At 66.9% G+C, this 18,219-nt stretch carries 22 protein-coding genes; 10 read left to right on the forward strand and 12 right to left on the reverse strand.

The features are described from left to right. Positions 1 to 15 precede the first annotated feature (15 nt). Both BM004_RS17720 and BM004_RS17725 read right to left on the reverse strand, forming a co-directional pair. Positions 16 to 690 carry a response regulator transcription factor gene (locus tag BM004_RS17720; RefSeq protein WP_093128962.1) on the reverse strand — a complete coding sequence of 225 codons (675 nt, stop codon included), beginning with the start codon at positions 688 to 690 and terminating at the stop codon, positions 16 to 18. Between the two features lie 73 nt (positions 691 to 763). Continuing rightward, complete coding sequence (locus BM004_RS17725; RefSeq protein ID WP_093215386.1) at positions 764 to 1,249, reverse strand: MarR family winged helix-turn-helix transcriptional regulator; 486 nt, start codon at positions 1,247 to 1,249, stop codon at positions 764 to 766. 147 nt (positions 1,250 to 1,396) lie between these two features. Between BM004_RS17725 and recA the strand changes: the two genes are divergently transcribed. From recA to BM004_RS17740, 3 genes are read left to right on the forward strand one after another with little or no spacing between them, the layout of a single operon-like run. After that, positions 1,397 to 2,530, forward strand: a complete 1,134-nt coding sequence (gene recA, locus BM004_RS17730; RefSeq protein ID WP_093215389.1) for a recombinase RecA — start codon at positions 1,397 to 1,399, stop codon at positions 2,528 to 2,530. A gap of 42 nt (positions 2,531 to 2,572) precedes the next feature. Further along, complete coding sequence (gene recX / locus BM004_RS17735; protein WP_093215392.1) at positions 2,573 to 3,031, forward strand: recombination regulator RecX; 459 nt, start codon at positions 2,573 to 2,575, stop codon at positions 3,029 to 3,031. Beyond that, positions 3,015 to 3,443, forward strand: a complete 429-nt coding sequence (locus BM004_RS17740; RefSeq protein WP_093215395.1) for a polyketide cyclase — start codon at positions 3,015 to 3,017, stop codon at positions 3,441 to 3,443. Before recX ends, BM004_RS17740 begins: the two co-directional genes overlap by 17 nt. Positions 3,444 to 3,469: 26 nt before the next feature. Here the strand turns inward: BM004_RS17740 and BM004_RS17745 are convergent, their stop codons facing one another. The 8 genes from BM004_RS17745 to BM004_RS17780 all read right to left on the reverse strand — a co-directional run bounded on the left by BM004_RS17745 (position 3,470) and on the right by BM004_RS17780 (position 9,990). Next, complete coding sequence (locus BM004_RS17745; protein WP_093128967.1) at positions 3,470 to 4,582, reverse strand: mandelate racemase/muconate lactonizing enzyme family protein; 1,113 nt, start codon at positions 4,580 to 4,582, stop codon at positions 3,470 to 3,472. Between the two features lie 137 nt (positions 4,583 to 4,719). After that, complete coding sequence (locus BM004_RS17750) at positions 4,720 to 5,541, reverse strand: transporter substrate-binding domain-containing protein (RefSeq protein WP_093215398.1); 822 nt, start codon at positions 5,539 to 5,541, stop codon at positions 4,720 to 4,722. Positions 5,542 to 5,593: 52 nt separating this feature from the next. Further along, positions 5,594 to 6,322 carry an amino acid ABC transporter ATP-binding protein gene (locus BM004_RS17755; RefSeq protein WP_093215400.1) on the reverse strand — a complete coding sequence of 243 codons (729 nt, stop codon included), beginning with the start codon at positions 6,320 to 6,322 and terminating at the stop codon, positions 5,594 to 5,596. After that, complete coding sequence (locus tag BM004_RS17760; RefSeq protein WP_218152705.1) at positions 6,306 to 6,953, reverse strand: amino acid ABC transporter permease; 648 nt, start codon at positions 6,951 to 6,953, stop codon at positions 6,306 to 6,308. The genes BM004_RS17755 and BM004_RS17760 overlap by 17 nt, the downstream gene beginning before the upstream one ends. Before the next feature lie 22 nt (positions 6,954 to 6,975). Continuing rightward, entirely contained in the window at positions 6,976 to 7,659 is a 684-nt protein-coding gene (locus BM004_RS17765) for an amino acid ABC transporter permease (RefSeq protein ID WP_093215406.1), read from the reverse strand. Between the two features lie 85 nt (positions 7,660 to 7,744). Next, on the reverse strand, positions 7,745 to 8,986 hold the full coding sequence (locus BM004_RS17770) for a UxaA family hydrolase (RefSeq protein WP_093215409.1): 1,242 nt from the start codon (positions 8,984 to 8,986) through the stop codon (positions 7,745 to 7,747). 13 nt (positions 8,987 to 8,999) lie between these two features. Next, complete coding sequence (locus BM004_RS17775) at positions 9,000 to 9,326, reverse strand: UxaA family hydrolase (RefSeq protein WP_093215412.1); 327 nt, start codon at positions 9,324 to 9,326, stop codon at positions 9,000 to 9,002. Between the two features lie 7 nt (positions 9,327 to 9,333). Then, the gene (locus BM004_RS17780; protein ID WP_093215414.1) at positions 9,334 to 9,990 is read right to left on the reverse strand and encodes an RraA family protein; all 657 of its coding nucleotides are present in this window, start codon (positions 9,988 to 9,990) and stop codon (positions 9,334 to 9,336) included. Positions 9,991 to 10,231: 241 nt separating this feature from the next. Here BM004_RS17780 and BM004_RS17785 point away from each other — a divergent pair, with 241 nt between their 5' ends. Then, entirely contained in the window at positions 10,232 to 11,002 is a 771-nt protein-coding gene (locus tag BM004_RS17785) for an SDR family oxidoreductase (protein ID WP_093215417.1), read from the forward strand. 10 nt (positions 11,003 to 11,012) lie between these two features. Beyond that, a complete protein-coding gene (locus BM004_RS17790) occupies positions 11,013 to 11,876 on the forward strand; it encodes an IclR family transcriptional regulator (protein WP_093215420.1) in 864 nt (287 codons plus the stop codon). Positions 11,877 to 11,909: 33 nt separating this feature from the next. Here the strand turns inward: BM004_RS17790 and yiaA are convergent, their stop codons facing one another. Continuing rightward, positions 11,910 to 12,347 (reverse strand): inner membrane protein YiaA, encoded by a 438-nt coding sequence (yiaA, locus tag BM004_RS17795; RefSeq protein WP_093215422.1) that lies wholly within the window; start codon positions 12,345 to 12,347, stop codon positions 11,910 to 11,912. A 192-nt stretch (positions 12,348 to 12,539) separates the two neighbouring features. Here yiaA and BM004_RS17800 point away from each other — a divergent pair, with 192 nt between their 5' ends. Then, entirely contained in the window at positions 12,540 to 13,274 is a 735-nt protein-coding gene (locus BM004_RS17800) for a hypothetical protein (RefSeq protein ID WP_093128978.1), read from the forward strand. 28 nt (positions 13,275 to 13,302) lie between these two features. Here BM004_RS17800 and argC read toward each other — a convergent pair whose 3' ends face one another. Further along, positions 13,303 to 14,226, reverse strand: a complete 924-nt coding sequence (gene argC, locus BM004_RS17805; protein ID WP_093215425.1) for an N-acetyl-gamma-glutamyl-phosphate reductase — start codon at positions 14,224 to 14,226, stop codon at positions 13,303 to 13,305. A 217-nt stretch (positions 14,227 to 14,443) separates the two neighbouring features. On the opposite strand from argC, the gene sucC reads away from it, so the two are divergent. From sucC to BM004_RS17825, 4 genes are all read left to right on the forward strand, one after another. Then, positions 14,444 to 15,610, forward strand: a complete 1,167-nt coding sequence (sucC, locus tag BM004_RS17810) for an ADP-forming succinate--CoA ligase subunit beta (RefSeq protein ID WP_093128980.1) — start codon at positions 14,444 to 14,446, stop codon at positions 15,608 to 15,610. A 10-nt stretch (positions 15,611 to 15,620) separates the two neighbouring features. After that, a complete protein-coding gene (sucD, locus tag BM004_RS17815) occupies positions 15,621 to 16,514 on the forward strand; it encodes a succinate--CoA ligase subunit alpha (RefSeq protein WP_093128981.1) in 894 nt (297 codons plus the stop codon). A 120-nt stretch (positions 16,515 to 16,634) separates the two neighbouring features. Then, the gene (locus tag BM004_RS17820; protein ID WP_093128982.1) at positions 16,635 to 17,318 is read left to right on the forward strand and encodes a TerC family protein; all 684 of its coding nucleotides are present in this window, start codon (positions 16,635 to 16,637) and stop codon (positions 17,316 to 17,318) included. A 28-nt stretch (positions 17,319 to 17,346) separates the two neighbouring features. Continuing rightward, complete coding sequence (locus BM004_RS17825) at positions 17,347 to 18,156, forward strand: Stp1/IreP family PP2C-type Ser/Thr phosphatase (RefSeq protein ID WP_093128983.1); 810 nt, start codon at positions 17,347 to 17,349, stop codon at positions 18,154 to 18,156. The last annotated feature ends 63 nt before the right edge of the window (positions 18,157 to 18,219 follow it).

Below are 18,219 nucleotides of genomic sequence, written 5' to 3' on the forward strand. Positions count from 1 at the left end.
CCGGCGAGCCCGGCCTCAGTTCTGGATCTTCTCCAGGCAGTAGCCCAGCCCGCGCACCGTCGCGATGCGCACCGGCCCCTTCTCTATCTTCTTGCGCAGCCGGTGGATGTACACCTCGATGGCGTTGAGGCTCACCTCCTCGCCCCATTCGCAGAGCCGGTCGACCAGCTGGTCCTTGCTGACCAGCCGGCCGGCGCGCTGCAGCAGCACCTCGAGCAGGCCGAGCTCTCGCGCCGACAGCTCGATCATCTTGCCGTCGATGGTCGCCACGCGGCCGGCCTGGTCGTAGACCAGCGGGCCGTGGCGGATCGCGTTGCTGGTGGTGCCCATGCCGCGCCGCGTGAGGGCGCGCACGCGCGCCTCGAGCTCCTGCAGGCTGAAGGGCTTGGCCATGTAGTCGTCGGCGCCGTGGTCCAGGCCCTTCACGCGTTCTTCCACGCTGTCGGCCGCGGTGAGCACCAGCACCGGCAGCTGCGAGCCGCGCGCGCGCAGGCGCTTCAGGATCTCGATGCCGTGCAGGCTGGGCAGCCCGAGGTCGAGGATCAGCAGGTCGAACTCGTCATGGGTCATGAGCGCGGTGTCGGCCTGCGAGCCATTGGCCACGTGGTCGACCGCCGCGCCCGAGGTGCGCAGGCTGCGCAGCAGGGCATCGGCCAGCACCTGGTCGTCTTCGGCAATCAGAATCCGCATATGCGCCACCTCCGGCCTGTTTCAGGTGTCGGGCGCCACGCCGGCGCCGTTCACATTTGTCTCTGCGGCGAGTCTAGCCCGCCGTATAGGCTTCGAGTCCGATGGTTACCACGGTGGCAATGTCGTTTCCCACGCTGCTGCGGAACTCGCGTTCGGCCTGCGTCACCGCGCCGCGAAAGGCGTCCAGCCAGGCCAGCCCGTCGGCCGTGAAGAGCACGCGCCGCGCGCGCGCGTCGAGCGGATCGGGGCCGCGCGTCACCAGCCCCCAGGCCTCGCACTGGTCGACCAGCGCGCCCATCGCCTGCTTGGTCATGCCGGCGCGCTCGGCCAGCTCGGTCAGGCGCGAACCTTCGCGCGCGAGATGCCGCGTGATGTGGATGTGCGCGGCGCTGATCTGCGCGCGCGCCGCGAGGTTCGACAAGGCCAGCGGCACGTCGACGTCGTGCGCCATGAGTTCGAGCACGCGCTCGTCGAAACGGCGCATCGCATGGCCCAGCAGGCGGCCCAGGTGGGTCTGGCGCCAGGCGTCGGGATCGGTCGGAAAGGCGGTGTCGGCCATGGCTCTAAATGGTAAAGCAAACTGACCAAAAAATGAGCTTTTACCAAAGCATCAGCCCCTACACTACTGTTCAAGCATCCAGCCTGTAGTTAAAAGCAGATGGACCCGCACTTCACACAAACCGTTGATTTTCAAGGAGATTTCCACATGGACGCAGTCGTCAAGGGCGCAAGCATCTCGGTCGCCAACAGTGAAAAGGCCAAGGCCCTCCAGGCCGCGCTGGCCCAGATCGAAAAGCAGTTCGGCAAGGGCACGATCATGCGGCTCGGCGAAGGCGAGGCGCTCGAAGACATCCAGGTGGTCTCCACCGGCTCGCTGGGCCTGGATATCGCCCTGGGCGTCGGCGGCCTGCCGCGCGGTCGCGTCGTGGAAATCTACGGCCCTGAATCGTCGGGCAAGACCACGCTCACGCTGCAGGTCATCGCCTCCATGCAGAAGCAGGCCGGCACCTGCGCCTTCGTCGACGCCGAGCACGCGCTCGACGTGCAATACGCCCAGAAGCTCGGCGTGAACCTGTCGGACCTGCTGATCAGCCAGCCCGACACCGGCGAACAGGCCCTGGAAATCGTCGACTCGCTGGTGCGCTCCGGTGCCGTCGACCTGATCGTGGTCGACTCGGTCGCCGCGCTCACGCCCAAGGCCGAAATCGAAGGCGAAATGGGCGACTCGCTGCCCGGCCTGCAGGCCCGCCTGATGAGCCAGGCGCTGCGCAAGCTCACGGCCACCATCAAGAAGACCAACTGCATGGTCATCTTCATCAACCAGATCCGCATGAAGATCGGCGTGATGTTCGGCTCGCCCGAAACCACCACCGGCGGCAATGCGCTGAAGTTCTACGCCTCGGTGCGCCTGGACATCCGCCGCATCGGCACCATCAAGAAGGGCGACGAGGCCATCGGCAACGAAACCAAGGTGAAGGTGGTGAAGAACAAGGTGTCGCCCCCGTTCAAGACGGCGGAGTTCGACATCCTGTTCGGCGAGGGCATCAGCCGCGAAGGCGAGATCATCGACATGGGCGTGACCGCCAAGATCGTCGACAAGTCGGGCGCCTGGTACGCCTACAACGGCGAGAAGATCGGCCAGGGCCGCGACAACGCCCGCGAGTTCCTGCGCGAGAACCCGGAGCTGTCGCGCGAGATCGAGAACAAGGTGCGCGAGTCGCTGGGCATTCCGCTGCTGGCCGCCGATGCCGGCGCCACGCCCGAGAAGCCGCAGAAGGCCGCCAAGGCGGACAAGGCGGACAAGGCGGACAAGGCCGAGAAGGCAGACAAGGGCGAGTAAGCCCAGGCGCGGCTCTTCGGGGCGGCGCGAGCGTCCCCCCGAATGGCATTCAACGCCCCTTCCCTCAAAGGCCGCGCCCTGCGCCTGCTGAGCCAGCGCGAGCATTCGCGAACGGAGCTGGAGCGCAAGCTGGCCAGGCACGAGGAAGAGCCCGGCACGCTGGCCCAGGCGCTCGACGAGCTAGCCGCCAAGGACTTCATCAGCGAGCCGCGCGTGGTGGCCTCGGTGATCAACCAGCGCGCGGCCCGTTCGGGCGCGTTGCGGGTGAAGCAGGAACTGCAGGCCAAGGGCATCGCGCCCGAGGCCATCGCCGAGGCGGTGGCCGGTTTGCAGGAGACCGAAGTCGAGCGCGCCACGGCCCTGTGGCGCCGCCGCTTCGACGCCCCGCCCGCCGACGCGAAGGAGCGGGCCCGGCAGATGCGATTCCTGATGGCGCGCGGTTTCTCGGGCGCTGTCGTTTCCAAGGTGCTCAGGAGCGATTTCGATGAAACCGACGAATGACAACCCTTCCGCGCAGTCCCGTGTCGTCACGCAGCGCGTGAACTGCGACTGGCGCCGCGCCTACGCGCTGGCGGCCGACCCGGCGCGGCTGCCCGACTGGGCCAGCGGCCTCGCGAAGAGCGCGCTGGTGCCGCACGGCGACCACTGGAGCGTGCGCACGCCCGAAAGCGGCGACGCCCGCATGCGCTTCGCGCCGCCCAACGAGCTCGGCGTGCTCGACCACTGGGTCGCGCCCGAAGGCGTGCCCGAGGTCTACCTGCCGTTCCGCGTGATCGGCGTGGCGCCCGGCACTTGCGAATTCCAGTTCACGCTGCTGCGCCAGCCGCACATGGACGATGCGGCCTTCGCGCGCGACGCCGAATGGATCGCGCGCGATCTCAAGGCGCTGCAACGCCTGCTCGAAGCGGGCTGAGCCGCCCTCCTCTTCAGCCTTCGCCCTCAGCCTTCGCGCACCACGATCGGCGCGAACTTGCGCCGCGCCTTCAGCTGGTCGGCGTCCCACTCGATGCCCAGCCCCGGAGTCTCCGGCGCCACCGCATGGCCGCCCTCGATGCGCAGCCGGCTGGTCGTGAGGTCGTCGAGCTGCGGGATGTATTCCACCCAGCGCGCATTCGGCACCGCCGCGCACAGGCTCACGTGCAGCTCCATCAGGAAGTGCGGGCACATCGCGATGTTGTGCGCCTCCGCGAGGTGCGCGATCTTCAGCCACGGCGTGATGCCGCCCACGCGCGCCACGTCGGCCTGCACGATCGAGCAGGCGCCCTGCTGGATGTATTCCGCGAACTGCGAGGGGTGGTACATCGACTCGCCCACCGCGATCGGCACGCTGGTGCTGGCCAGCAACTGCGCATGCCCGCGCACGTGCTCGGCCGGCATCGGCTCCTCGAACCATGCAAGGTCGAGCGGCGCGTACTGGCGCGCGCGGCGAATGGCCTCGGCCACGGTGAAGCTCTGGTTGGCGTCGACCATCAGCTCGAAGTCGGCGCCCACGGCCTCGCGCACCGCCGACAGGCGCGCGATGTCCTGCGCCACGTGCGGCTTGCCGACCTTGATCTTCGCGCCCAGGAAGCCGTCGGCCTTCGCGGCCAGCGTCTGCTCCACCAGCTGCGCGGGCTCGATGTGCAGCCAGCCGCCCTCGGTCGTGTAGACCGGCACGCGCGGCTGCGCACCGCCGGCCAGGCGCCACAGCGGCAGGCCCGCCGCGCGCGCGTTGCGGTCCCACAGCGCGGTGTCGACGGCCGCCAGCGCCAGGCTGGTGATGGCGCCCACGGCGGTGGCGTGCGTGTGGAAGAACAGGTCGCGCCAGATGGCCTCGTACTGCTGCGGGTCGCGCCCGATCAGGCGCGGCACCAGGTGGTCGTGCAGCAGCGCCACGATGGACGAGCCGCCCGTGCCGATGGTGTACGTGTAGCCCGTGCCCGCCGAGCCGTCGTCGCAGCGCACGGTGACCATCACGGTCTCCTGCGTCACGAAGGACTGGATGGCGTCGGTGCGCTTGACCTTGGGCGCGATGTCGATCTGCGCGATCTCGACCTGGTCGATCTTTGCCATGAATACCTTTTTGCTGAGAGAGCCGACGAGGCGGCCGTCGCCGGGCCGCCCCAAGGCGAGCCGCGCCTCCTCCTCGGGAGGTGGCGAATTACACGGACACGGAGCGAAGCGAAGTGAAAAGCCGGGAGGCCGGCATGTCAGGCTCCGTTACGCATCACGTCGGCCGGGAGGTCGGCGCCGTGGAACTTCTTGTAGATGGTGTTGAGCTCGCCGCTCTTGAGCTGCGCCTTCACGAAGTCGTCGAGCCTGGCCTTCAGGCGCGGCTCGTTCTTGCGCATGCCGATGGCGAGCATGTTGACCTTCATGGTGAACTTCGGCTCCATCTGCTTGGCGGGGTTCTTCTCGTTGATGGTCTTCAGGAGCGGCGGCGCCGTTGCGAAGATGTCGGCCTGCCCGCTCACCACGGCGGTGATGGAGGTGGCGTCGTCGTCGAAGCGAATCACCTGCGCGCCGGCCGGCAGCACCTTGGTCAGCTCCTGGTCGTTGGTGGTGCCGCGCGTGGCAATCACCTTCTTGCCGGCCAGGTCGGCCGGGCCGGTGATGGTCATGCTCTTGGGCGCGCCCACCACCGCCAGGATGGCGGCGTAGGGCACCGAGAAGTCGACGACCTTCTCGCGCTCGGGCGTCACCGACATGCTGGAGATGACGATGTCGGCCTTGTCGGTCTGCAGGAACGGAATGCGGTTGGCGCCGGTGGTCGGCACGATCTCGAGCTCCAGGCCCAGGCTCTTCGCGAGCAGGCGCGCGGTCTCCACGTCGGAGCCGGTGGCGTTGAGCTTCTCGTCCTTCAGGCCGTAGGGCGGCACGGCCAGGTCGATGGCCACGCGGATCTTCTTGGCGGCGGTGATGGTGTCGAGCTGGTCGGCCTGCGCCGAGGCGCTGGCGAAGGCCAGCGGCAGGGCCAGCATCAAGGCCGAGAGCAATGCGCCGCGGCGCTTGAGCGAGAGGGAACGGGTCATCGAATGTCTCCTGGAGTTGTGGGGAAGGAAAGAAGAAAGACCGCGGCCCGACTCAGAGCCCGGTGCCGACAAAGTTGCGCAGCTCGGGCGTCTGCGGGTTGCTCAGGATGCTGGCGTCGCCCTGCTCCCACACCAGCCCCTGGTGCATGTAGATGACCTTGTCGGCCACGCCGCGCGCGAACGCCATCTCGTGCGTCACGAGGATCATGGTCATGCCCTCGGCCGCGAGCTTCTCCATCACCTTGAGCACTTCGCCGGTGAGCTGCGGGTCGAGCGCGGAAGTCACTTCGTCGAACAGCATGAGCCGCGGCTTCATCGCGAGCGAACGCGCGATGGCCACGCGCTGCTGCTGGCCGCCGGAGAGCTGCTCGGGGTAGGCGTCGGCCTTCTCGGCCAGGCCCACGCGCTCGAGCACTTCCATGGCGACGGCGCCGGCTTCGGACGCGCTCATCTTCTTCACCGACTGCGGCGCCAGCGTGATGTTCTGCTTCACCGTGAGGTGCGGGAACAGGTTGTAGCTCTGGAACACGATGCCCACATCCTTGCGCAGGTCGCGCAGGTTCAGCGCCGTGTCGTGCACCGCGTGGCCGCAGCACTGGATGGTGCCGCTGTCGATGGTCTCCAGCCGGTCGATGCAGCGCAGCGCCGTGCTCTTGCCCGAGCCGCTCTGGCCGATGATGGCCACCACCTGCCCGCGCGCGACCGAGAACGACACGCCCTTCAGCACATGCAGCTTGCCGAAGTGCTTGTGGACGCCGTTGAGTTCAACCACGGGCTGCATTGAGCTTCCTTTCAAGGGCGCGACTCCATCGCGACAGCGGATAACAGAGAACGAAATACAGCACCACCGCGCACCCGAAATACAGGAAGGGCTGGAACGTCGAGTTGTTCAGCACCTTGGCGTTGTACGAAAGCTCGGCGTAGCCGACCACCAGCGAGGCGATCGACGTGTTCTTGATGATCTGCACCAGGAAGCCCACGGTGGGCGGCGTCGCGATGCGCAGCGCCTGCGGCAGGATCACGCGGCGCATGCGCTCCCAGCGCGTGAGCGCCAGGCATTCGGCGGCCTCCCACTGGCTGCGCGGCACGGCCTGGATGCAGCCGCGCCAGATCTCGCCGAGGAAGGCGCTCGCGTAGATGGTGATGGCCAGCGCCGCCGCGGCCAGCGCGGGCACCGAGCCGATGCCCACGATGTTCGGCCCGAAGAAGCACACGCCCATCAGCACCAGCAGCGGCGTGCCCTGGATGGCCTGGATGTAGCCCGCGGCGGCCACGCGCACCGCCTTGATGGGCGACACGCGCGCCAGCGCCACCGCCAGGCCGATGAGCCCGCCGCCCACGAACGCGAGCGCCGAGAGCTGCACCGTGCCCCACGCGCCCATCACGAGAAAGCCGAGGTGTTCGACCGGCATGAACGTCATGTCCAGACCCTCTTCACAACGGCGTGCCGAGCTTGCGCCGGCGCGGGAAGATCAGCATGCCCAGCAGCCAGAACCCCAGGCGCATGGCGTACGACAGCGCCAGGTACACCACCCACAGCACGATGAAGATCTCGAAGTTGCGGAAGGTGTCCGACTGGATGCGGTTGGCCACGCCGAAGAGCTCTTCCGCGCCGATCGACGACATGATGCTGGAGGCCAGCATCAGCAGCACGAACTGGCTCGCGAGCGCCGGGTACACGCGCTCCACGGCGGGCCGCAGGATCACATGCCAGAACACCTGCACCTTCGACAGGCCGAGGCACTGCGCCGCCTCGAGCTGGCCCTTGTGGATCGACTCGATGCCCGCGCGGATGATCTCGCAGCTGTACGCGCCGATGTTCACCACCAGCGCGAGCACCGCGCCCACCATGATCGGCATCGTCACGCCCGCGCTCGAGAGGCCGAAGATCAGGAAGTAGCTCTGGATCAGCAGCGGCGTGTTGCGAATGGCCTCCACATAGCCGCCCGTGAGGTTGCGCAGCCAGCCATGGCGGCTGTTGCGGCCCAGTGCGCAGACGGTGCCGAGCGCAAAGCCCAGCACGGTCGCGATGAAGGACAGCTGCACCGTGGTCCATGCGCCTTCGAGCAGCAGCGGCCACTGTGCGAGCACGGGCGCGAAATCGAACTGGTAGTTCAAGGAATGGGGCTCCGGGAGTCCAGGAAGGAGAGGGCGATAAAGGCGGCAAGGACGGGAAGCGCGCCGATGGCGCCGCCTGCACCGGTCAAGCGGCGCGCGCGATGCTGGCGAGCGGCAGGCACGAAGGGCCGAGCGGTTCGAAGGCCTTGTAGGTCAGGATGAATTCGCGGTGCCCCAGCGCCTCCGACTTGGTGGCCGCGCCAGCGGCCACGCCGCGCACCGCGTCGAAGATCTCCTGGCCCACCTCCTGCAGCGTGCCGCGCCCTTCGAGGATGCGGCCGGCATCGACGTCCATGTCCTCGCCGAGCTGGCGGTAGGTGTCGGGATTGGCGCAGACCTTGATGACCGGCGAGACGGCCGAGCCCACCACAGAGCCGCGCCCCGTGGTGAACAGGATGAGGTGCGCGCCGCAGGCGATGAGCTCCACGATTTCCGCGTTGTCGCTGATGTTCGGAAAGCCGAAGCGCGGCTCGCCGTCGGGCACCACGTCCAGCAGGTACAGGCCGCCCCGCGGCGGCACGTCGCCCGGCTTCACGATGCCGTTGATGGGCGAGGCGCCGCTCTTGGCGTACGCGCCCAGCGACTTCTCCTCGATGGTCGAGAGGCCGCCGTCCGCATTGCCCGGCGCGAAGCTGCCGTGGCCCATGGTGCTGTAGTAGCGCGCGGCCTTGTTCACGCATTCGACGATGGCCTCGCCCAGTTCGGGCGTGGCGGCGCGGCGCTGCATGTGGAACTCGCAGCCGATGAGCTCGCCGGTTTCCTCGAAGATGCAGCGCGCGTCCTGCTCGATCAGCAGGTCGAAGGCGCGGCCCACGGCGGGGTTGGCCGTGATGCCGCTGGTGCCGTCGGAGCCGCCGCAGATGGTGCCCACCACCAGCTCGCTCAGCTCCATCGGCACGCGCTGCTGCTGCGCGAGTTCGGCCAGTGCCCACTGCACCCATTGCGTGCCCTCGCGGATGGTGCTGCGCGTGCCGCCTTTCTGCTGGATGGTGAGCGTGTGCACCGGCCGGCCCGAGGCGGCCACGGCCTCCTCGAGCTTGCGCTTGTTCATGCTCTCGCAGCCCAGCGAAATGAGCAGCGCCGCGCCCACGTTGGGGTGCGTGGCAATCGCTTCCATCATGCGTTCGGCATACGCGTTGGGGTAGCAGCCGGGAAAGCCGACGAGGTGCACTTCGCTCTCGCCGTCCTGCTGGCGGAAGTTCAGCGTGATCTCGCGCGCCACGTGGTGCGCGCACTCGACCAGGTAGGCCACGACCACGACGTTGCGGATGCCCTTGCGGCCGTCGGCGCGCGGGAAGCCATGGATCTGGAGGTTGGGAGCGTTCATGGGGAAGGGCGCCTCAGCCGTGGCCGACGAAGGTCTTGCCCTCGTCCAGCGTGTAGGTCGGGGTGTAGTCGCTGTCGAGGTTGTGCGTGTGGATGTGCGCGCCGGCCTCGACCGGTGTGCGCAGGCTGCCGATGACGGCGTCGTACTTCAGCACCTTGGCGCCGGCCGCGATGGCATGGCGCGCGAGCTTGTGGCCCAGGCCGATGTCCTTCGCGAGCGCGACGGGGCCGCCTTCGAGCCGCACCACGGTGCCGGCGGCCAGGTGGGTGCAGGCGATCAGGCAGTTGTCGGCGGGCGAGAGCAGCACCAGCCGGGCGTCGATGGTTTGAGCGGTCGGCATCCGGCGCTCAGAACTTGCGGTACTTCAGGTAGGCCTCTTGCGGGTCGGTGCCCGCGAGGATGGCGCTGCGCACGAGGTTCTCGCGGCCCATCATGTGTTCGGCCTCGGTGATGACGGCGTCGGCTTGCGCCAGCGGCAGGCAGATCACGCCGTCGGTGTCGGCCAGCAGCAGGTCGCCGGGGTTCACGGTGACCTCGCCGATGCGCACCGGCACGTCCATCGCGTCGGGCAGCCAGTAGCCCACGATGTCGCGCGGCGTGAAGTAGCGGTGCCACACCTGGAAGCCCTGCCGCAGGATGAATTCGGCGTCGCGCACGCCGCCGTCGGCGATCACGCCCAGCACGCCCTTGCGGCCCAGCGTCTCGGCCGACAGCTCGCCCATGTGCGACACGGTGGAGTCGTTGGGCTGGATCACGGCGATGTGGCCGGGCTTGGCGCGCGACAGGAATCCTGTCCACGCCATCAGCGTCTCGTGCGGATCGGCCGTGGGGTCGACGCGCCCGTTCACGGTGAAGGCCGGGCCGCACAGCTTCTGGCCGGCGATCAGCGGGCGCAGCGTGGGCGGCAGCGTGAAGTCGCGCATGCCCGCGGCACGCATCACGTCGTGAAGGATGCCGGAGTAGCAGGCTTGCAGGCGGGCGAGCAGTGCGGGATCGTGGGGCATGGTGAATCTCGTTTTCTTAGGTAAAACTAGTTTTCACCATTGAGATTAACGGGAGGGCTTTGAATGGAAGCTGGGGTTTGCGCGAATTCGAGGGTAATCACTCATCCCCATGCGGGCATCCACGGGTTTTTGAGGAGCAGCTAGCGTCTGGCGGTCGCGTATATTTAATTTCATCAGTGAAATTAATATTTCACATGTGCGAATCAACACCCGGCAAACACCCCTGAAGGACACCGCTCCAATGACATCCCGCGTTCAAGGAAAGAACACCCTCGTCACCGCCGCCGGCAAGGGCATCGGCCGGGCCAGCGCACTGGCGCTGGCGCGCGAAGGCGCCAACGTGTGGGCCACCGACGTGGACGAGGCGGCGCTGGCCGAACTGGCGGCGCTGGCCCGCGAAGAAGGCCTTTCGGGCCTGAAGACGGCCACGCTCAACGTGCGCGACAGCGCCGCGCTGCAGGCCTTCGCGCTGACCGCAGGGCGGCTCGACGTGCTCTTCAACTGCGCCGGCTTCGTGCACAGCGGCAACATCCTGGCCTGCGAGGAAGCCGACTGGGACTTCAGCATGGACCTCAACGTGAAGTCGATGTACCGCACCATCCGCGCCTTCCTGCCCGCGATGCTCGAGCGCGGCGGCTCGATCATCAACATGGCCTCGGCCGCGTCGAGCGTGAAGGGCGTGCCCAACCGCTTCGTCTACGGCGCGTCGAAGGCGGCCGTCATCGGGCTGACCAAGGCGGTGGCGGCCGACTTCATCCAGCAGGGCGTGCGCTGCAATGCCATCTGCCCCGGCACGGTGGAATCGCCCTCGCTGCGCGACCGCATCGCGGCGCAGGCCGAGCAGGCCGGCGCCGACGAGGCCACCGTGCGCGCCGCGTTCGTGGCGCGCCAGCCGCTCGGGCGCGTCGGCAAGCCCGAGGAGATCGCGGCGCTGGTGGTGTACCTGGCGTCCGACGAATCGGCCTTCACCACCGGCGCGATCCATATGATCGACGGTGGATGGTCGAACTGAGCAGGGAACAATGAAGCAAGCACCAGCGCCGGAAGAACAACAAGGCCAGGGCCAGAGCACGGGCCCGGAGGCCGAAGCCGCGCCGGAAGGCGAGGGCGCGCTGCGCTATGCCGCACCGGCGCTGGAGAAGGGGCTGGACATCCTGGAGGCGCTGGCCGACAGCCCCACGGGCTACACGCTCAACGAGCTGGCGCAGAAGGTGGGGCGCAAGGTCAGCGAGATCTTCCGCATGGCCGTGACCCTGCAGCGGCGCGGCTACGTGCAGGTCGACGAGAACGACCGCTACACGCTCACGCTGCGCATGTTCGAGCTGGCGCACCGCCAGCAGCCGCTGAAAAGCCTGGTGAGCGCCGCGCTGCCGCTGCTGCGCGAGCTGGCCAACCGGGCGCGCCAGTCGTGCCACCTGACCATGTACCAGGGCGGGCGCGTGGTCGTCATCGCGCAGGTCGAGAGCCCGGAGCGCTGGTCGTTCGGGCTCAAGGTGGGCGTTGTGATGGGGCTCACGGACACCTCGTCGGGCCACGTGCTGCTGGCGTTTCGCGACGAGATCGACCGCGCGCGCATGCTGCGCGCCCACAGCAACGTGGAAGGCGAGCTCGACATGGACCCGGGCGAGCTGTTCGCCATTCTTCAGGAGGTGCGTGCGCGCGGCTACTCGGCCATGCCGAGCCAGCAGACCCGCGGCATCACCAACATCGCGTTCCCGGTGATGGGCGCGGCCGACCACGTGATTGCGTCGATCAACGTGCCGTACATCGAGCGCATCGACCAGAAGTCGGCGCCCGACGTGGTGCAGGTGCGCGGCATCGTCGGCAACATCGCCGCGCGGCTGTCGGCGCTGATGGGGGCGAGCGGGTACAACGACAACGAGTAGGGCGCCCGCCTTTCCACCGATTTGCTGCCGATGTCAGTCGGCTTCGGGGATGTCGCCGACAGGCGCTGTGCAGCTCTTCTGGGCCGAGACGTCGCGAACGTTCTTCTGTACCGCCACGGCACCGAAGAGGCTCAGCAGGAACGCCATGGCGTAGAAACCTTTTTCGCTGTTCGCGAGCGTCGCGTTGAACAGGCCGACGGCCAGCAGCCCGATGGCCAGCAGCAGCGAGACCCAGCACAGGTTGAAGTAGATGCCCGTCACGGGCGTGCCCTCGAGCCGGTCGCGCACGCTCTTTTGCAATGACACGGCGGCGAAGAGGCCGTACATCAGCAGGGTGAAGTAGTAGCCTTTTTCGTTGAGCAGCATCGTGGCGTTCCACAGCCCGATCAGGTAAACGACGGCGCCTGCGAGCAGTGCGGCCCATGACGCCGCGACAAATGCGCCCGTGGGCTTTTGAAACCTGTGGTCCATTGAAATTCCTCCCTTTGTGTTTGTGGACCGCGATTTTGGTGGGCCGGGCCGATGGCATGATTCAACGCGTTCGGTGCCATGCGGCACTTCTTCGCATTCGCCGAATTTTTCAGCGCCAGTCCGCGACGACCCGAAGGGAATTCGAAGGAGTGGCGCGGAATTCACCTAATAAATCAGTTGGAGGAGCCCCGCATGTCTACAGATCCCACCGGCCAACCGTCCCTCGTTCGCACCGGCGCCAAGGCTGGACTGGCGTTTGCCGGTTCGGTCATCAAGGGCGGCCTGCTCGGCGTGATCCTGGGCGGCGGCGTTTTCTTCTTCTACCTGAGCCAGCTGAACGGGCCGGGCAATGTCGCCGCGCGCGCCGGAGGGGCCGGCGCCATCGTGGCGCTGATCACCACGCCCGCTGTGCTGGTGGCCGTGTTGCTGCTGCTGTTCGTCGTGGTCTACGTGATGCTCGGCGTGGCGCAGGGGCGTGCACGTGCCATGCAGCATCTGGTGGCGGCCCGCGGCGAGGCGGTGTCGCAGCGCCTGGGCGGGGCGATTGCCGGGCGCATCGAGGCCATGCCGCGCGCGCACGGCACGCTGCACCGCGCGGCCGACTGGCTGTCGGTCGACGCGCTGACGAAGCAGGTGGCGCCGGTGCTGGGCGAGGGCAGGGCGGTGCGCTCGGTGGTGGGCTTCGTGCTGAACCGCCTGCCGCTGAGCGAGATGATGGCCGAATGGCAGGAAAGCCGTGCCGCGCACGGCGAGCCGCTCGTCGCACCCGGCGAAGGCCCGGTGCAGGATGCGGCACTGCGCGCGCTGCTCACGCGCCGCATCAACGAAACGCTGCAGGAAATGGCCGAGCCCTCGCGCACGCCGCTGTACATCGCGCTGGGCGCGCACGCGGCGCTGCTGGGCGTCGGGCTCTGGCTGGTGAACTGAAAACCTGAAGAAGCTGAAGGGGTGGCGCTCAGAGCGCCAGCATCAGCTTCAGGTTCTGCACCGCGGCGCCGCTGGCGCCCTTGCCCAGGTTGTCCAGGCGGGCGATCACCACGGCGTGGTGGTGGTCCTCGTTGGGGAACACGCGGATCTCGAGGTTGTTGGTGTCGTTGAGCGCCTGGGGCTCGAGCTTGCCGTCGTCGGTCGGCGGCAGCACCTTCACGAACTGCTCGGGCGTGTTGCTGCGCGCATAGTGCGCGGCCAGAGCGTCCTGCAGGTCGCCGGCCTTCGGCTTGCCGGGCAGCAGGTCGAGGTGCAGCGGCAACTGCACCAGCATGCCCTGCTTGAAATTGCCCACCGCCGGAATGAAGACCGGGCGGCGGGTGAGGCCGGTGTAGGCCATGATTTCAGGGATGTGCTTGTGCTTCAGGCCCAGCGCGTAGGTCTCGTACAGGGGCGCCTCGCCCTTTTCGTAGGCCTCGATCATGGTCCGGCCGCCGCCCGAGTAGCCGCTCACGGAAGGCAGCGAGAGGGGAAAGTCGGCCGGCAGGATGCCCGCGTCGACCAGCGGGCGCACCATGGCGATGGCGCCGGTGGCGTAGCAGCCGGGGTTGCCCACGCGGTCGGCCTGGGCCACGGCCTGCCAGTGGCCTTCCACCAGTTCGGGGAAACCGAACACCCAGCCCGGGGCGATGCGGTGCGCCGTGGAGGCGTCGATGATCTTGGGCTTTTTGCCCGGCAGCTGGTCGATGAGCGCCACCGATTCGCGCGCCGCGTCGTCGTGCAGGCACAGCACCACCAGGTCGACGCCGGCCATCAGGTCGCGTTTGGCGTTGACGTCCTTTCGCAGCTCGGGCGCGATGCTCACGAGTTCGATCTGCGGCATCGTCTGGAGCCGCTCGCGAATCTGCAGGCCGGTGGTACCGGCTTCGCCGTCGATGAAAACCTTGGCCATGGTGGGATGCTCGCTGTGAATCCGGGGGGGGTGTCTAGAAGAAAGTACGTATTGACCGCAACCCCACGTACAGTATTGGTGCGGCGCACCATGATACAGTCCGCGGTTGTTCGCCGCCCCCAGCCGTCAGGCTGCCGTCGCCCGCGAGCAACAGAGCAGAAACACTCTCAGCCCAGATCTCCCGTTCTCAACCTCCTCCTTCCGAGAGACATCCCTCATGAAGATTCACGAGTACCAAGGCAAGGAAATTCTTGCCAAGTTCGGCGTGCCGGTGCCGCGCGGCATTCCGGCCTACACGGTCCAGGAGGCGGTCGAAGCCGCCCAGAAACTTGGAGGCCCGGTCTGGGTCGTCAAGGCCCAGATCCACGCGGGTGGCCGCGGCAAGGGCGGTGGCGTCAAGGTCGCCAAGACCATCGAAGACGTCAAGCGGATCGCCGGCGAAATCCTCGGCATGCAGCTCAAGACGCACCAGACCGGCCCCGAAGGCCAGAAGGTCCGCCGCCTGTACATCGAAGACGGCGCCGACATCAACAAGGAATACTACATTTCGGCCGTGACCGACCGCGCCACCCAGAAGGTGGCGTTCATCGCTTCGAGCGAAGGCGGCATGGACATCGAGGAAGTGGCCCACTCCTCGCCCGAGAAGATCATCACGGTGTTCGCGGACCCCGAAAAGGGCCTGACCGACGAACAGGCCAAGCAGATCGCCGACGGCATCGGCATGCCGGCCGATTCGACCGCGCAGACGGTCGACATCCTGAAGAAGCTCTACACCTGCTACATGGAGACGGACGCCTCGCTGGTCGAGATCAACCCGCTCAACCGTGACAGCAAGGGCAACGTCATGGCGCTGGACGCCAAGTTCAACTTCGACAGCAACGCGCTGTTCCGCCACCCCGAAATCGTGGCCCTGCGCGACCTCGACGAAGAAGACGCGGCCGAAGTGGAAGCCTCGAAGTTCGACCTGGCCTACATCTCGCTGGACGGCAACATCGGCTGCCTGGTGAACGGTGCCGGCCTGGCCATGGCCACCATGGACACCATCAAGCTGTTCGGCGGCGAGCCGGCCAACTTCCTGGACGTGGGCGGCGGCGCCACCCCCGAGAAGGTCACCGAAGCCTTCAAGATCATGCTGAAGAACAAGAACGTGGAAGCCATCCTCGTGAACATCTTCGGCGGCATCATGAAGTGCGACACCATCGCCACCGGCGTGATCGCAGCCTGCAAGGCCGTGAACCTGCAAGTGCCGCTGGTCGTGCGCATGAAGGGCACCAACGAAGTCGAAGGCAAGAAGCTGCTGGCCGATTCGGGCCTGCCGATCATCAGCGCCGACACCATGGCGGACGCGGCCCAGAAGGTCGTGGCAGCAGTCAAGAAGGCCTAAGGAAAAAGTCATGTCGATCTACATCAACAAAGACACCAAAGTCATCACCCAAGGCATCACCGGCAAGACCGGCCAGTTCCACACGGAAAAGTGCCAGGAATACGCGAACGGCAAGAACGCCTTCGTGGCGGGCGTGAACCCGAAGAAGGCCGGCGAGTCGATCTTCAACATCCCGATCTTCGGTTCGGTGAAGGAAGCCGCTTCGCAAACCGGCGCCACCGTGTCGGTGATCTACGTGCCGCCGGCAGGCGCCGCAGCCGCGATCTGGGAAGCCGTCGAAGCCGACTTGGATCTGGCGATCTGCATCACCGAAGGCATCCCGGTTCGCGACATGCTCGAAGTGCGCAACAAGATGAAGGCCAAGGAAGCGGCCGGCGGCAAGAAGACCCTGCTGCTGGGCCCGAACTGCCCCGGCCTGATCACGCCCGACGAAATCAAGATCGGCATCATGCCCGGCCACATCCACCGCAAGGGCCGCATCGGCGTGGTCTCGCGCTCGGGCACGCTGACGTACGAAGCCGTGGCTCAACTGACGGAAATCGGCCTGGGCCAATCGTCGGCAGTCGGCATCGGCGGCGACCCGATCAACGGTCTGAAGCACATCGACGTGATGAAGGCCTTCAACGACGATCCGGACACCGACGCGGTCATCATGATCGGCGAAATCGGCGGCCCCGACGAGGCTGACGCAGCCCGCTGGTGCAAGGAACACATGAAGAAGCCGGTCGTCGGCTTCATCGCCGGTGTCACCGCCCCTCCCGGCAAGCGCATGGGCCACGCCGGCGCGCTGATCTCGGGCGGTGCCGACACGGCCGACGCCAAGCTCGCCATCATGGAAGAGTGCGGCTTCACCGTGACGCGCAACTTCTCGGAACTGGCCAAGCTGCTCAAGGGCAAGCTGTAAGAATCGGCTTCACGACACCGGCCGCAGAGCCGGGTCATGAGAGGACCACGCAGAAATAAAAAAGCGCCCGCACTGGATTGCGGGCGCTTTTTTCAAATAAAACACAGTGGGATCAGAGACATGGAACTCCTTCAAAGCACAGATTTCTGGATAGGTCTGCTCAAGATCGTCTGGATCAACATCATCCTGTCGGGCGACAACGCCGTCGTGATCGCCATGGCGGCGCGATCGCTGCCGCCCGCGCAACAGAAAAAAGCCGTCATGTTCGGCTCGGGCGCGGCCGTGGTGCTGCGCATCGTGCTCACGGTGGTGGCGGCCAAGCTGCTGGCGCTGCCGTTCCTGCAGGTCATCGGCGGCCTGCTGCTGCTGTGGATCGGCACGCAACTGCTCAGCGGCGACGACGAAGGCGAAGGCGAATCGAAGGAATACGGCAGCATGATGGTCGCCGTGCGCACGATCCTGCTGGCCGACCTGGTCATGAGCCTGGACAACGTGATTGCCGTCGCGGCCGCCGCGCAGGGCAGCATGGTCCTGCTGATCCTGGGCCTGGCGATCAGTATTCCCTTGGTCATTTTCGGCAGCACCCTCATGATCAAGCTCATGGAACGCTTCCCGATCATCGTCATGCTGGGCGCCGCACTGATCGGCTGGGTCGGCGGCGAGACCATCGTGAGCGACGTGGCACTGCGCGACACCCTCGCGGCCAACCCCTGGTTGCACTACGCGGCAGCTGCCGCCGGTGCTTTGTTCGTGGTGGCCGTCGGCCGCATGCTGCAACGGCGCGCGCACGCCGCTGCGCACTGAGTCACACAGAAGTCGGCGCTAGCAAACCATGGCGAGTGTCGGCGTTTCCCTGTTCTCCACCCGTCCACCGCTGAGCTGGGAATTCGCCGCCCTGACCGATGTCGGGCGATTGCGTTCGCACAACGAAGACGCCGTCCACGTCGATTCCGCGCTGGGGCTGGCCCTGCTGGCCGACGGCATGGGCGGCTACAAGGGCGGCGAGGTGGCGAGCGCCATGGCCGTCTCGCTGCTGCACGCCAGCTTCGGCCGGTGGTTCGCCCAGGCCGGCATGCAGGCGCCGTCCCGCGTGGTCCGGCGCGCGCTGCAGGCCGCCACCGACGAGGCCAACGGCTCCATCCTGCACGCCAGCACGACCAACCCCGAGCTCCAGGGCATGGGAACCACGCTGGTGCTGGCGGCGTTCCGGCCGCAGCGCGTGGTGGTCGGCCACATCGGCGATTCGCGTTGCTACCGCCTGCGCAACAACAAGCTGGAACTGCTCACGCGCGACCATTCGCTGCGCCAGCAACAGCTCGACGCGGGCGCCATCACCGCCGAGGAAGCGCTGAATTCGCCCACCCGCAACCTCGTGACCCGCGCGGTCGGCGTGGAAGCCCAGGTGTCGCTCGAAATGCACGAGCACAGCGCAAGGCCGGACGATCTGTATATGCTTTGCTCCGACGGTCTGAGCGAGATGATCACGGATGAGCAGCTTTTCACGCTTCTGATGCACGATGTCGGGCTGCAGAAAAAAGCTTCACTTTTGGTTGCAATTGCAAACGACAATGGCGGCCGTGACAATATTTCGGTTGTTCTGGCAAGGGCCAGCGTTGAGGAAACTTCCCGCGCGGCCAAGTAGCAAGCCCGGACGGCACCCCGCCGTCCTGGTCGATTCCGTTCAAGCTTTGCACTCGGAGAGTCG

It is taken from the genome of Variovorax sp. OK212 (assembly GCF_900112425.1).
Taxonomy (GTDB): Bacteria; Pseudomonadota; Gammaproteobacteria; order Burkholderiales; family Burkholderiaceae_C; genus Variovorax.

Bases quoted from the DNA above. Each gene is read 5' to 3' on its own strand.
- BM004_RS17720 (WP_093128962.1), bottom strand. From the start codon at position 690: ATGCGGATTCTGATTGCCGAAGACGACCAGGTGCTGGCCGATGCCCTG.
- BM004_RS17725 (WP_093215386.1), bottom strand. From the start codon at position 1,249: ATGGCCGACACCGCCTTTCCGACCGATCCCGACGCCTGGCGCCAGACC.
- recA (WP_093215389.1), top strand. From the start codon at position 1,397: ATGGACGCAGTCGTCAAGGGCGCAAGCATCTCGGTCGCCAACAGTGAA.
- recX (WP_093215392.1), top strand. From the start codon at position 2,573: ATGGCATTCAACGCCCCTTCCCTCAAAGGCCGCGCCCTGCGCCTGCTG.
- BM004_RS17740 (WP_093215395.1), top strand. From the start codon at position 3,015: ATGAAACCGACGAATGACAACCCTTCCGCGCAGTCCCGTGTCGTCACG.
- BM004_RS17745 (WP_093128967.1), bottom strand. From the start codon at position 4,582: ATGGCAAAGATCGACCAGGTCGAGATCGCGCAGATCGACATCGCGCCC.
- BM004_RS17750 (WP_093215398.1), bottom strand. From the start codon at position 5,541: ATGACCCGTTCCCTCTCGCTCAAGCGCCGCGGCGCATTGCTCTCGGCC.
- BM004_RS17755 (WP_093215400.1), bottom strand. From the start codon at position 6,322: ATGCAGCCCGTGGTTGAACTCAACGGCGTCCACAAGCACTTCGGCAAG.
- BM004_RS17760 (WP_218152705.1), bottom strand. From the start codon at position 6,953: ATGCCGGTCGAACACCTCGGCTTTCTCGTGATGGGCGCGTGGGGCACG.
- BM004_RS17770 (WP_093215409.1), bottom strand. From the start codon at position 8,986: ATGAACGCTCCCAACCTCCAGATCCATGGCTTCCCGCGCGCCGACGGC.
- BM004_RS17775 (WP_093215412.1), bottom strand. From the start codon at position 9,326: ATGCCGACCGCTCAAACCATCGACGCCCGGCTGGTGCTGCTCTCGCCC.
- BM004_RS17780 (WP_093215414.1), bottom strand. From the start codon at position 9,990: ATGCCCCACGATCCCGCACTGCTCGCCCGCCTGCAAGCCTGCTACTCC.
- BM004_RS17785 (WP_093215417.1), top strand. From the start codon at position 10,232: ATGACATCCCGCGTTCAAGGAAAGAACACCCTCGTCACCGCCGCCGGC.
- BM004_RS17790 (WP_093215420.1), top strand. From the start codon at position 11,013: ATGAAGCAAGCACCAGCGCCGGAAGAACAACAAGGCCAGGGCCAGAGC.
- yiaA (WP_093215422.1), bottom strand. From the start codon at position 12,347: ATGGACCACAGGTTTCAAAAGCCCACGGGCGCATTTGTCGCGGCGTCA.
- BM004_RS17800 (WP_093128978.1), top strand. From the start codon at position 12,540: ATGTCTACAGATCCCACCGGCCAACCGTCCCTCGTTCGCACCGGCGCC.
- argC (WP_093215425.1), bottom strand. From the start codon at position 14,226: ATGGCCAAGGTTTTCATCGACGGCGAAGCCGGTACCACCGGCCTGCAG.
- sucC (WP_093128980.1), top strand. From the start codon at position 14,444: ATGAAGATTCACGAGTACCAAGGCAAGGAAATTCTTGCCAAGTTCGGC.
- sucD (WP_093128981.1), top strand. From the start codon at position 15,621: ATGTCGATCTACATCAACAAAGACACCAAAGTCATCACCCAAGGCATC.
- BM004_RS17820 (WP_093128982.1), top strand. From the start codon at position 16,635: ATGGAACTCCTTCAAAGCACAGATTTCTGGATAGGTCTGCTCAAGATC.
- BM004_RS17825 (WP_093128983.1), top strand. From the start codon at position 17,347: ATGGCGAGTGTCGGCGTTTCCCTGTTCTCCACCCGTCCACCGCTGAGC.